Raw genomic sequence first — 12,074 nt, 5'->3', positions numbered from 1 at the left:
AGGCCGCCCTCGGACTGCACCGCCTCGGACGGCCTGATCCGCCGGACACCCAGGGACCGAAGCGTACGTCTCGCTCCGAAATGCGTTCTTCCGTAGCAGAGTTCATGGGCCAAGTCTGGTTTGACTCCGCTGCAGGTCAGGTGCCCTTCGGAGCATATTCCGGAGGGCATCTCCGTGATCAGAGTCCGCATAGAGTCCACATTCTCAGATGATCATGGGCTGCGAGTGCCCACGCCGGCGACGGCAGCGCTTCCACCCAGGCGCGCAAGGTCAGCTGATGGAACCGACGATATCGGCCCGCCGAGGCACGTCCAGCCTTGCTGCACAGACACAGGACTGCTGCCTAGTGCCGCATCAGGGAACCTTTGCCCCGTCGCGCAAAGGTTCCCTGATGCGGCACTAGGCCCCGGAAATCGGCGGTACGGGGACGTCATGCGTCGACTTGGTGGACGAACCCGAGGGACGTCAGTCCCTCGGCCGAGCACAACCGGTCGGACGCGCCTCCAACCTCGGTTTGGAGGAGCTGGTACGCGGCGCCGTGCTGATGCCCCCACTGCATCGCGGCCCGCCACAGGGCGCGGCCGTATCCGCGTCCGCGATGTTGGGGCAGGACTTCGAATGAAGTGACCCCTTGAGGTCCGACACTTCCGTTTTATGCCGCGAGGTCGAGTCTTTGTCGGTGTGCGTGCGGTCCTTCGAGGAACGCACCAGCGCCACCGCATCCCGCTTGAACTCTTCTGGGAAATTCTTCCGTTTTGCCACCATGGATCACTTCCCCTGGATGACGAAACATCCAGCGTCCAGGTGTCGGAATCTCGGGGGTCACTCCAGAGGGTAGCCGCCCCCTGGGGATGCACCCTGAAAAGTTATAGGTCCACCTTGGGGCGGTAGAGCCCCATACTCAGTCCGTGACTCTTCCGTGCATGAAGCAAACAGGATGCTTCATGATCGAACATCTTCGAATGGGGAGAACCATGCAATCCAGTTCCTTAAGGCGTACCTTCGTCGGCGGCGGTGTGGCCCTCGCCATCGCGGTTGGAGGGCTTGTCGGCGCGAGCGGAGTGGCCACCGCCGCCCCTGCGGACACGACCGCCTCCGCCGAGGCCTCGCTGACTGCCGAGATCACGCCGTTGGCGACGCAGAATCTCGGGCTGAGCATCCGGCAGGCCAAGGGGGTGCAGCGTGCCCACAAGGAGGCGGGCTACAACCCGGGCACGATTGACGGGTATCTGGGCACGAACAGCTGGAAGGCGATTCAGCGGAACCTGCGGGATCGCTATGGGTACAGGGACTCGATCGACGGGATCCCCGGCCCGAACACCATCAAGGCCCTGCAGAGGGCTCTGAGGGCGCACTGGGGGTACACCGGCCCCATCGACGGCATAGCTGGATCCGGTACCCGAGCTGCCTTTGCCCGCTACGGCGAATCGGCAGCCGACAAGTACGGCTACTGATCCAGACTGACGGTTCCTGAGCGAGACCCCGGGTATCGGGCGAAGCGCACAGAAGCCCCCACACTCCTGGAACCCAAGCCTTGGGCCAGGGAGTGGGGGCTTTCGTCAATTGGGGGGGGCGAGGTCGCAAAGCTCTGCCGGAGCGCCCGCATCGATGGCCGGAGGATGGCCTGCGGCCCCGGTCAGCGACCCTGTCTGAGTGCCGCGGACGAGGACGTTGTTAGCGCGCGTGCCCGGGTGCCGTGCGTACGCGGAGTACACCACCCGGCCGCGGACCTCGAACCGCAGAGCCTTCGCGCGGCGCGGGCGGATCAGGTGGGGCCTTGTGCCCTCGAGGACGTATCGGACAGCTGGGTGGTTGCACTCGATGACGCCTTGGAGGCCGCGGGGGCCGTCCTGTACGCGCCATGTCACGTAGCGGCCCATGCTCCCGGGTGCCTCGCGCTCCGCGATGCGTGCCGTCCGTTCCGTGCGCTCGGCCAAGCGCCGCGCGACTACGCCGTTGCGTAGCCGCAGAGCCCGCGCGATCCGCCCGGGATCGACCGTCACCCGCACGCTCACGACGACTCCCCACCAGGCTCATCGTCGGAGCATCGTCCGCAGCCGGGGAGCGCCACGGTGACGCGCTGTTCCAGGCCGACGCAGCCACCCTCAGGGCCGATGGTCTTCTGCTGGCCCATCACGAACCGCCGCCCCCGCCGCGTCTGCTGCGTACCGGGCAGGCAGCACAACAGGGCGTTCAAGACGTGACCATGTCGACGTGGAGGACCTGCGCCGAGGCTGTGAGCTCGTCGCAGGTCGGCGGGCAGCCGTTCTCGTTCATGACCGGCGCGCACCGCAGCAGCGTGACGACGAGTTCGAGCGCGGTCAGCGGCGGAGGCGTACAGCCGCGTACGCCTTGGACGTTGCGGGACTCGTTCGGGAACTCGTCGAGGCTGCTCCCGTAGATCCGGGCTACGGACACCGACAGCTGACTGCCAGCCTCCTTCGCCGCACACGGGTCATCACAGGAGCCGAAGGCCACGAGTCCCGGCACCGCACAGGCCCGGCACGGGCACCCCGGCTGCCCGGGCACCTCTTCGGCGGTGCGGGCGAGCGCGGCGCACACGCAGCCGACGACGGCCTCGGCCAGGTCGCGGATCGCGAGCGGTTTCAGGGCCACTGCTGGCTCCTGGGGCGCTCGTAGTCGGGCGAGTACACGCGCGAGGGTGACGTGAGCCGGTGCGGGTTCACCGTGCTCAACCACATGTCGGCCATGGGGAGCCCGGTGCGCCCCTCGGCGTAGATCAGGCTCGGGTCGGGCCCCCTTCTTGAAGCCGCACCGGCGGCCGTTGGCCGCCGTGTCTTGACGTCCTCGCCTTCCTCCACGTTGGGGGACATGGAGAGGCTGGCGAAACAGTCGAAGGTGAATCCGTTGTCTTCGCCGCAGATGGGGCGGCCGCAGCCGTCGACCCTTGTCAGCCTCATGACGTCGGCGTTGGCCATCAGTGGACAGGGCACGGCGGCCTCCAACACACGAGGGCTGTACATGCACTCGAGCTAGGGCCGCGTCAGGGAACCTTTGCCCGTCAAGGAGCGGCGTCCGGTGCGTGCTCTCCGGGGGTACCCCCTGCTCGAAGAGCTTGGGGGAGTGCGGGCCGGAAGTCCTCGTACTGGACGTACTCGGGCTCTCGGCCCGTGCGGCGAAGGGGGTACCTCCCTGCTCGAACGAAGTTGAGAGCTTGGGGGAACGTGCCGGGCGTCGCGACGGGGCAAAGGTTCCCTGACGCGGCACTAGGGTGCTGCTGACCGCGTGCGCGCGGCACTGGAACGCGGGGGAGATGGCTGGCAGTTGCGGGCGGTCTCGTGATCCGAGTCTCTGGCGGAGTCCACTTCGGTACCACAAAACCCGCTCGGCGAGACTAGTTGAGACTCCGAGTTGATGTGGGTTCGCGTCGCAAACGCCGCTGACCTGCACTCGGGGCGTCTCGGTGACACTCGTCGACACCCGCGCCAAGGCGATTCGTTCTTCCGTAGCAGAGTTCACCGCTTCGAGCGACAGATATATGCATATCTTGGGGGATCCGCACGTGTCGGCACCCGGCAGGTGGCAGTCTGGCGCAAGCACCAGTCGGGGGGCTCTCCGTGATTCAGGTGATTCGCGTTCCGGCCGGACACGGCAGGGAGTTCGGCCCCGGCGGGAAAGGGACAGCGTCGCCATGGCAGATCACCAGGAAGCATCCGTCACACTGCCGAGCGATCCCGCCTCGGTGCCTGCGGCGCGCACCTATGTGACCCAGGTGCTCACCGAGTGGGGACTGCCGGGCGAGGCCGAGATCGCTGACTCGGTCCGGCTGATCGTCTCGGAGCTCGCCACCAACGCCGTCCAGCACACCTTCGGCCAGTCGCCCACGTTCACGGTGGACATCCGTCTCGAGCGCGACGAGCAGCTGCGCATCGGGGTGACCGACAGCCACCCCCGCTTCCCCAAGCGGCTGCCCGCCGCGGTCCAGCAGGACAACGGGCGCGGCATGGTCATCATCCGCTGGCTCGCCGCGGAATGCGGCGGCCGCCTCTCGGTCAACGCGACGGAGGACGGCGGCAAGACGGTGTGGATCGCCCTGCCGTGGACGGCACCGGTCCAGAGCTGACGGCCGGCACCCGGAGTTGACGGCGGGGACCGCCCCGGGGTGACGGCAGCGGTCGCACGCGGGCGGCCTCCCTCAGGCCGTACGGGGCGTCACCAGCCCGGACTCGTACGCGAACACCACCAGCTGGGCACGGTCGCGCGCGTGCAGCTTCGTCATCGCCCGGTTGATATGCGTCTTCGCCGTCGACGGGCTGATCACCATGCGCCCGGCGATCTCGTCATTGGAGAGTCCCTGCGCGGCCAGCGCGACCGCTTCCCGCTCCCGGCCCGTCAGCTCGTCGAGCCCCGCTGCCGGACCGGCCCCCGCGGCCGCGGGTGGAGCACTGAGGTAGCGGACAATCAGCCGGCGCGTGATGGACGGCGCGAGCAGGGCGTCCCCGCGCGCCGCCACCCGCACCGCATACAGCAGGTCCTCCGGCAGGATGTCCTTCACCAGGAACCCGGCGGCGCCCGCGCGCAGCGCGTCGAGTACGTACTCGTCCATGCCGTAGTTCGTCAGGATCACGACATGCACCGCGGCCAGAGCGGGGTCGGCGGCGATCCGCCGGGTCGCCTCGATCCCGTCGACCACCGGCATCCGGATGTCGACGAGCACCACATCGGGCCGGTGCAGCGCCGCGAGCCGCACGCCCTCCTCACCGTCGGCGGCCTCCGCGACCACGTCGATGTCGTCCTCCAGGTCGAGCAGCGCACGGAATCCGCTGCGGATCAGCGGCTGGTCGTCGACCAGGAGGACTCGGATCACCACACACGCTCCATGGGAATCACCACACACGCTCCCCGGGAATCATCACGCACGCTCCACGGGAAGTTCGGCCCGGACGGTGAATCCACCCCCGGCGCGGGGCGCGGCCAGGAGCTGTCCGCCGAGCGCGGTGACCCGCTCCCGCATCCCCACCAGACCGAGTCCGGGCTCGGGCGGCAGCTTTACGGCCGCCCGGCCGTCGTCCTCGATCCGTACGGCCAGGGCGTTTGGCCGGTGTTCGATCCGCACGGTGGCGGTGGCGGCACCGGAGTGCCGTACGACGTTGGTCAGTGCCTCCTGCACGATCCGGTAGGCGGTGCGGCCCACCGCGGCCGGCAGGTCGCCGCTGTGCCCCTCGACCGTCAGTGTCACTTCGAGCCCTTCGTGCGCGGCACGCGCCACCAGGTCCTTGATGTCGTCGAGCCCGCGAGGTGGCGCGGTGTCGTCATCGCGGAGCGCCTCCAGAGTGGCGCGCAGCTCCCGGTTTGCCTCGCGGCCCGCCTCCTGGATCGCCAGCAGCGCCTCCGGGATCTGCTCGCCGCGTCGGCGCGCCACATGCACCGCGACCTCGGACTGGATCTTGATGACCGAGATCTGGTGCGTCAGGGAGTCGTGCAGTTCGCGTGCGATGTGCAGCCGTTCCTCGTCCGCGCGCCGCCGTGCCGCCTCCTCCTTGCCGCGTTCCGCCTCCCGGGCCCGCCGCTCGGCCTGCCGCAGGGCCTCAGCCGCGGCGAACGCGGCCACCAGCCAGGCGAGTTCGAGCGTCCCGCGTGCCTGCGCGAGCGCCTCGCGCACCGGACCGTCATGGCAGAGCAGCGCCGTCACATGCAGGACGACGATCAGCGATACGGAAGCGATCAGCGTGACGGCGTGGTGTCCGGCCCGCACAGCGGCGTATACCGCGACCAGGTAGGAGACGGCCAGGACATGGAAACCGGCCGCCTGATACCCCACCGCACACACCGCGGTGGCGCCGAGCACGGCCAGCGGCGCCCGGTTGCGCGCGGCGAGCGCGAGTCCGCCGGCCGCGAGAAGCACCGAGCCCGGCAGCGCGGCGGCCCCGTCGGCCGGGCGGCCGGTGAGACCGCTGCCGAGCAGCAGCGCCGCCACCGCGACGGCGACCAGCCAGTCCGTGACCCCGCGGGTGAGGCGGACGCTCCCGATGCCCATGCGCGCACCTTAGTCGCCCGGCCACGGGGGCGAATCAGGCCTCGGCAGGAGTGGCCGTCCACCACGAACGCGGTAGACGGCCGGTGCCTGCCGCGACCGCGGTACGGGGCTGCGCCCGCGGCGGCAGCGCGAAGTGTCTGCGTCTGCCGGACGACCGCGGGCGGGCCGCCGCGGCAGTCTCGACCCACCGACCGACCGGACAGAGACACAGCAACAGACCTGACAGAGACACAGCAACAGACCGGACAGAGACCCAGGAGGAACCATGAACGCGACTCAAGCCCTGATCCTGGCCGCCGAGGGCGGCGCCATCGGCGACGGGCGCACCGGCGCCAACCTCGCCCTCGCGGTAGGGGCGATCGCCGTGGCCCTCGGCCGGCTGGCCCGGGCCCGCGCGGCAGGCCGCACCGCGTACGGCACGCCCCGCACCATCGCCCTGTGCGCCCTGGTGGTGGGTCTCGCCGCGAGCTTCCTCGCGGTGCTGCACCTGGCCACGTCCGACGGCGGACCCGGGACCGGTAACGGCATGGTCGGTGCCGTGTTCGCCGTCCCCCTCGGACTGCTCGGGATGTACTTCGGCACCCGAGTGCTGAGGGGCGGCCCTAGGCGAGCGCGGTGAGCGATCAGGAGCGTGGGACCAGGAGTGCGGGTTCGGGGGGCGAGGGTTCGGAGTGAGGGCTCAGGCCACCCGCCCGTACCAGACGCTCCGGGTCCAGATCTTCTCCAGACGCACCCGCGAACCCGGCTTGGGAGCGTGCCAGATGCGGCCCTTCCCGGCGTATATGCCGACGTGGTAGATGCCCCGGCCCGAATGGAAGAAGACCAGGTCGCCGTGGCGGCGCTGGCTCGCCCGCACATGGTGGCTCTTGTTGTACTGCGCCGCGGCGGTGCGCGGCAGCTTCTTGCCGGCGTGCTTGTACGAGTAGAGCGTCAGCCCGGAACAATCGAAGCGGCGTGGTCCCTCGGCCCCGTACTTGTACGGGGCCCCCTTCTTCGAAGCGGCGATCCGGACGGCCTTGGTGGCCACGCTCGCGGCTTCGGCCTCGGTGGCCGCTCCCGGTGCGAGAACTGTGCCGCCGACCGCCGCGAGCGTGAGCACCGATGCGGCGCCTGCCCGTGTGATCAGCGACGGAACACGGTGACGCGCGGTCATGCGCACCCCTTCGTCAGGCGCCTGAGAAGGATGACCTGTCGGATTCGGGCCAACGAAGAATGCCCGGCCGCCCGCACGCCACGGCTCGACCGCCGTGCCGCGGAGGCGACTTCACCCCAAGGGCCCGGCTTCTGTCGCGAGGACAGCGACCGGGGTCCCGTACTGCTCGGGTCCTCCACTCCTGCCGGTCCAGCGATGTCGACCTGGCATCCGGGCGGCGGCAGGATTCGGCGTCCACCCGGACCGCCCCACCGGTGCGGCGGGGACTTGTCGTCGCAAGAGATCCTCATGCACGGCCGGTGTGATTTCCGGGTAGAAACGACGTTTTGTGAGGTTCGTCATGTATGCGCTGTTCGGGTGGGCAAGGTTGACTTCTGGCGCGCGGCCGAGGGCCCCGCAGGCCGTGTACCAGGGGCGGAACGACTCGCTTCGGCTCTCGCCTGCAAACCTGTGCAAGTCCCCGGGAGCACAGGTCGATGCGTCGATTGCTCCGATAGGGGGAGCGCGTTCGGCCTAGCAGAAGGCGCGTCCGTACACCTGACCCTTACTCAGCTGCCCCCCCTGCGGCACGGGATACGGCAGCAGGCAGAGAGCCGTGCACCCTCGTCCGCTACGTCGAGGGTGCACGGCTGTATGAGGGGCTCGCCGTCAGACGACCGGGGCGGGCTCGGGGGCGTTCGCCGGGGCCGGGTCCGTGCCCGTGGGGGCGGGGCGGCGGCGTGCCCCTCCGATCAGGACGAGGCAGAGCCCCGCCAGGGCCCATACGCCCAGGGTGAGGGCCGGGCCCGCCGCGCCCGCGCCGTCGAAGAAGGACACGGAGCGGAGCAGTGACCCGCCCGCCCCCGGCGGCAGCAGCTGGCCCAGGAATCCGGCCGGCTCGGGGAGCAGTTCGGGGGCCGAGGGGACGCCGGAGAGCGGGTTGCCGATGAGGACGACGAGCAGCGCGCCGACCCCGATGCCCGCCGGGCCGATCACCGCCGCGAGTCCGGCGACCGCCGCGCTGACTGCGAGCGTGGACAGGGCGAGCACGGCGGCCTCCGTCCACCAGTCGCCGGTCAGTGCGCCGAGCCAGCTGTGCGCGAGCGCCGCCGCGACGATCCCGACCAGGGTCGCGGCGCCGGTCAGACCGAGTGCGGCGCGCACACCGCGCAGGCCGAGGAAGGTGACGAGCGAGCCCGCCGCCACCCCCGCGATCGCGAGCGGCAGGACGCTCGTGCTCAGCACCGCTCCGCGCGGGTCGTCCGCGGAGGCGGCGACCACGTCGTCGACCGGGACCGGAGCGCCTTCGGGCGCGCCCGCGGCGGCCGCCTGCTGGAGGAGCTGGGCGACGAGCGGGCTCGCGGCCGTCGCCGTGAGGAGCTTCGGCCCCTCCTCGGTGACGACGAAGGCGCCGTACACGTCCCGGTTCTCGATCGCCTCGCGTGCGGCGGCCTCGTCGGCGTAGCGGGTGATCTCGAAGGCGCCTGCGCGCCGGTCGAGCTGCTCCTCGATCTGCGTCACCGCGGGCGCGGGCCCGGCGACACCGATCGGCACATCGCGCGGTGCCGTACGGGAGGCGGGCCAGGCGAAGGCCCACAGGGCGAGGGCGACGATGACCGGGACCAGGACGATCACGGCGATGAGCTTGCGGGGGCTCTCGGGCCGGGGCGGGGGCGTAGCGGAGGACATGGCGATCTCCCTGTCTGAGGTCCGGTGGCGCCCCGGGGGACGCCGAAGTTATAGAGAAGGATCGTTCGTTTTTGCGCTGAGGTCACTGTCCCGCCGCTCGTGATGCTTGTCAAGAAGGAATGTTCGTTTTAAATTTGTGGGCATGGCCCGCGTATCCCAGGAACACCTCGACGCCCGTCGCCGGCAGATCATCGTCGGCGCCCGGCGCTGCTTCGCGCGCAACGGCTTCCACGCCACGTCGATGCAGGACGTCCTCAAGGAGGTCGGCCTCTCCGCCGGCGCCGTGTACCGCTACTTCAGCGGCAAGGAGGAGCTGATCGAGGCCATCGTCCAGGAGGCCTTCGAAACCATCCGCGGGGCGTTCGCGGAGGCCGCCGAGCAGAACCCGCCGCCGCTGCCCGACGCGTTCCTCGCCCATGTGCTGCGCCGGGTGCTCGACGGCCCGGGTGGCGAGGACCACCAGGCCTTCGCCGAGCTCGTGATCCAGGTCTGGGCGGAGACACTGCGCAACGGCGGGCTCTCCGAGAACCTGCGCACCGGAGTCACCGGCATGCGGGCCCTGTGGGGCGATGTCGTCCGGACGTACCAGGACAAGGGGCTGATGTCCCGCGACGTCGACCCCGACCATGTGGCGCGCACGATGATGGCGATGGCGATGGGCTTCATGGCGCAGGAGGCCCTGTTCGGAGATGTGAAGGTCGAACAGCTGGAGGGCGGGCTGCGCGCCCTCATGCGTATGGAGGTTCCCGGCCCCAGTTAACGCGCAGGAAAAACTTCGGCATTAGCGTGCAATCTCTTCCGCCGGGCGGAAAGCCCTGATCAACATGGCGTCGACGGTGGTTAGTGTGCCGGGACACCTGGCCGGTGCGGCCGGTTCGGGTGATGCGACGAGGACTGTGAGGTGCACGCGTGCAACTGACCCTGCACGAGCAGGAACGGCTGCTCATCCACGTGGCCGCCGATGTGGCGGCCAGGCGCCGCGAGCGCGGGGTGAGACTCAACCACCCCGAGAGCATCGCCCTGATCACCTCGCACGTCCTCGAAGGCGCCCGCGACGGCAGGACCGTGGCGGAGCTGATGGCTTCCGGCCGCGAGGTCCTCACCCGGGCGGATGTGATGGACGGCGTCCCCGAGATGCTCCACGACGTCCAGGTCGAGGCGACCTTCCCCGACGGCACGAAGCTCGTCACCGTGCACGAGCCGATCGTCTGACGGGGAGAACTGCCATGATCCCCGGAGAGATCCTCCACGCCGAGGACGCCGTCGCCCTGAACGAGGGCCTCGATGTCACCCGGATCACCGTCCTCAACGCCGCCGATCGGCCCGTCCAGGTCGGCTCCCACTACCACTTCGCCGAGGCCAACCCGGGCCTGGAGTTCGACCGCCCGGCGGCGCACGGCAGGCGGCTCAACATCGCCGCGGGCACGGCGGTCCGCTTCGAGCCCGGCATCCCGGCCGAAGTGGAACTCGTACCCCTGCGCGGGCTGCGGCAGATTCCAGGCCTCCGCGGTGAGACGGCGGGAGCGCTCGATGCCTGAACTGACCCGCGCCGCCTACGCGGACCTCTACGGACCGACCACCGGCGACCGGATCCGGCTCGCCGACACCGACCTCACCATTGCGATCGAGGAGGACCGCGCGGGCGGCCCGGGACGCGCCGGCGACGAGGCCGTCTTCGGCGGTGGCAAGGTGATCCGCGAGTCGATGGGCCAGTCCCGTACGACCCGGGCCGAAGGCGCACCCGACACCGTCATCACCGGTGCGGTGATCCTCGACCACTGGGGCATCGTCAAGGCCGACATCGGCCTGCGGGACGGCCGGATCACCGGCATCGGCAAGGCGGGCAACCCGGACACCATGGACGGGGTGCACCCGGACCTCGTGATCGGGCCCGAGACCGAGGTCATCGCGGGCAACGGGCGGATCCTCACCGCGGGTGCCATCGACGCCCATGTGCACTACATCTCGCCGGGCCTGCTCGACACCGCACTCGCGAGCGGCATCACCACCCTCGTCGGCGGCGGCACCGGCCCCGCCGAAGGCACCAAGGCCACCACCATCACGCCCGGTTCCTGGCACCTGGAACGGATGTTCCAGGCGCTTGACGCCACCCCGCTCAACATCGGGCTGCTCGGCAAGGGCAACACGATGTCCCGCGCGGCGATGCACGCCCAACTGCGCGGCGGCGCACTCGGGTTCAAGATCCACGAGGACTGGGGTGCGACCCCGGCCGTCATCGACGCCTGTCTGAGTGTCTGCGAGGAGAGCGGCGCCCAGCTCGCCATCCACACGGACACGCTGAACGAGGCCGGTTTCGTGGGGGACACGCTCGCCGCCGTGGCGGGACGCACCCTGCACGCCTACCACACCGAAGGCGCGGGCGGCGGCCACGCACCCGACATCATCACCGTGGTCGGCGAGCCCAACGTGCTGCCCAGCTCCACCAATCCGACCCGCCCGCACACCGTCAACACCGTCGAGGAACATCTCGACATGCTGATGGTCTGCCACCACCTCAACCCGGCTGTACCCGAGGACCTGGCCTTCGCCGAATCCCGCATCCGGCCCTCGACGATCGCGGCCGAGGACATCCTCCACGACCTGGGCGCGATCTCCGTCATCTCCTCGGACTCGCAGGCCATGGGCCGCATCGGCGAGGTGATCCTGCGGACCTGGCAGACCGCGCATGTGATGAAGAAGCGCCGCGGATCCCTCTCGGGCGACGGCCGGGCGGACAACCACCGGGCCCGTCGCTATGTCGCCAAATACACCATCAACCCGGCAGTGGCGCAGGGCCTCGACCACGAGATCGGCTCGGTCGAGACCGGGAAGCTCGCGGACCTCGTGCTGTGGGACCCGGCGTTCTTCGGGGTGAAGCCGCGGCTCGTCATCAAGGGCGGCCAGATCGCCTACGCGCAGATGGGGGACGCCAACGCCTCCATCCCCACCCCGCAGCCGGTCCTGCCGCGGCCGATGTTCGGGGCACTGGGCAAGGCGCCCGGCAAAGGCTCCTTCAACTTCGTGGCCCAGGCCGCGCTCGACGACGGTCTGCCCGAACGCCTCGGCCTGGACAAGCAGTTCACCGCCGCCGGCTCCACCCGCGGCATCACCAAGGCCGACATGCGGCAGAACGACGCCCTGCCCGACGTCCGCGTCGACCCGGACAGCTTCGCCGTCACCATCGACGGGGAGGCGGTCGAGGCGGCCCCGGCCGCGGAACTGCCCATGGCACAGCGGTACTTCCTGTTCTGAAGC

The 12,074-nt window shown here is 70.1% G+C and carries 14 protein-coding genes and 1 pseudogene; 7 read left to right on the top strand and 8 right to left on the bottom strand.

The genetic code is table 11. The features are described 5' to 3' along the window. Positions 1-430: 430 nt before the first annotated feature. Positions 431-619: pseudogene (locus ACLF6P_RS09820) on the bottom strand (GNAT family N-acetyltransferase); the annotation flags it as partial. 325 nt (positions 620-944) lie between these two features. Between ACLF6P_RS09820 and ACLF6P_RS09815 the strand changes: the two are divergent. After that, positions 945-1,454 (top strand): peptidoglycan-binding domain-containing protein, encoded by a 510-nt coding sequence (locus ACLF6P_RS09815; protein ID WP_415949543.1) that lies wholly within the window; start codon positions 945-947, stop codon positions 1,452-1,454. A 557-nt stretch (positions 1,455-2,011) separates the two neighbouring features. Here ACLF6P_RS09815 and ACLF6P_RS09810 read toward each other — a convergent pair. From ACLF6P_RS09810 to ACLF6P_RS09800, 3 genes are read right to left on the bottom strand one after another with little or no spacing between them, the layout of a single operon-like run. Then, on the bottom strand, positions 2,012-2,197 hold the full coding sequence (locus tag ACLF6P_RS09810; protein ID WP_415949541.1) for a hypothetical protein: 186 nt from the start codon (positions 2,195-2,197) through the stop codon (positions 2,012-2,014). Next, the gene (locus ACLF6P_RS09805) at positions 2,194-2,616 is read right to left on the bottom strand and encodes a hypothetical protein (RefSeq protein WP_415949539.1); all 423 of its coding nucleotides are present in this window, start codon (positions 2,614-2,616) and stop codon (positions 2,194-2,196) included. Before ACLF6P_RS09805 ends, ACLF6P_RS09810 begins: the two co-directional genes overlap by 4 nt. After that, positions 2,607-2,921 carry a hypothetical protein gene (locus tag ACLF6P_RS09800; RefSeq protein WP_415949537.1) on the bottom strand — a complete coding sequence of 105 codons (315 nt, stop codon included), beginning with the start codon at positions 2,919-2,921 and terminating at the stop codon, positions 2,607-2,609. The genes ACLF6P_RS09805 and ACLF6P_RS09800 overlap by 10 nt, the downstream gene beginning before the upstream one ends. Positions 2,922-3,652: 731 nt before the next feature. Here ACLF6P_RS09800 and ACLF6P_RS09795 point away from each other — a divergent pair. Next, positions 3,653-4,084 (top strand): ATP-binding protein, encoded by a 432-nt coding sequence (locus ACLF6P_RS09795; RefSeq protein WP_415949535.1) that lies wholly within the window; start codon positions 3,653-3,655, stop codon positions 4,082-4,084. Between the two features lie 72 nt (positions 4,085-4,156). Here the strand turns inward: ACLF6P_RS09795 and ACLF6P_RS09790 are convergent, their stop codons facing one another. Continuing rightward, positions 4,157-4,828 (bottom strand): response regulator, encoded by a 672-nt coding sequence (locus ACLF6P_RS09790; RefSeq protein ID WP_415949533.1) that lies wholly within the window; start codon positions 4,826-4,828, stop codon positions 4,157-4,159. A gap of 45 nt (positions 4,829-4,873) precedes the next feature. Then, positions 4,874-5,998 carry a sensor histidine kinase gene (locus tag ACLF6P_RS09785; protein WP_415949531.1) on the bottom strand — a complete coding sequence of 375 codons (1,125 nt, stop codon included), beginning with the start codon at positions 5,996-5,998 and terminating at the stop codon, positions 4,874-4,876. Between the two features lie 265 nt (positions 5,999-6,263). On the opposite strand from ACLF6P_RS09785, the gene ACLF6P_RS09780 reads away from it, so the two are divergent. Next, positions 6,264-6,617 (top strand): DUF6223 family protein, encoded by a 354-nt coding sequence (locus ACLF6P_RS09780; RefSeq protein WP_415949530.1) that lies wholly within the window; start codon positions 6,264-6,266, stop codon positions 6,615-6,617. Between the two features lie 60 nt (positions 6,618-6,677). Here the strand turns inward: ACLF6P_RS09780 and ACLF6P_RS09775 are convergent, their stop codons facing one another. Both ACLF6P_RS09775 and ACLF6P_RS09770 read right to left on the bottom strand, forming a co-directional pair. Next, positions 6,678-7,151 (bottom strand): C40 family peptidase, encoded by a 474-nt coding sequence (locus ACLF6P_RS09775; RefSeq protein WP_415949529.1) that lies wholly within the window; start codon positions 7,149-7,151, stop codon positions 6,678-6,680. Between the two features lie 648 nt (positions 7,152-7,799). Beyond that, positions 7,800-8,819, bottom strand: a complete 1,020-nt coding sequence (locus tag ACLF6P_RS09770) for an ABC transporter permease (protein ID WP_415949527.1) — start codon at positions 8,817-8,819, stop codon at positions 7,800-7,802. Between the two features lie 142 nt (positions 8,820-8,961). Between ACLF6P_RS09770 and ACLF6P_RS09765 the strand changes: the two genes are divergently transcribed. From ACLF6P_RS09765 to ACLF6P_RS09750, 4 genes are all read left to right on the top strand, one after another. Then, positions 8,962-9,579: a TetR/AcrR family transcriptional regulator gene (locus ACLF6P_RS09765; protein WP_415949526.1), complete on the top strand. Its 618-nt coding sequence runs from the start codon at positions 8,962-8,964 to the stop codon at positions 9,577-9,579. 149 nt (positions 9,580-9,728) lie between these two features. Beyond that, a complete protein-coding gene (locus tag ACLF6P_RS09760) occupies positions 9,729-10,031 on the top strand; it encodes an urease subunit gamma (protein ID WP_415949525.1) in 303 nt (100 codons plus the stop codon). 14 nt (positions 10,032-10,045) lie between these two features. Beyond that, positions 10,046-10,357: an urease subunit beta gene (locus ACLF6P_RS09755; protein ID WP_415949524.1), complete on the top strand. Its 312-nt coding sequence runs from the start codon at positions 10,046-10,048 to the stop codon at positions 10,355-10,357. Then, the gene (locus ACLF6P_RS09750) at positions 10,350-12,071 is read left to right on the top strand and encodes an urease subunit alpha (RefSeq protein ID WP_415949523.1); all 1,722 of its coding nucleotides are present in this window, start codon (positions 10,350-10,352) and stop codon (positions 12,069-12,071) included. Before ACLF6P_RS09755 ends, ACLF6P_RS09750 begins: the two co-directional genes overlap by 8 nt. Positions 12,072-12,074 lie beyond the last annotated feature (3 nt).

The sequence above is a fragment of the Streptomyces lothianensis genome (assembly GCF_047779955.1).
Lineage (GTDB): Bacteria > Actinomycetota > Actinomycetes > Streptomycetales > Streptomycetaceae > Streptomyces.
Note: the sequence above shows the minus strand (reverse complement) of the source record. Positions and strands in the feature narration are given on the sequence as shown.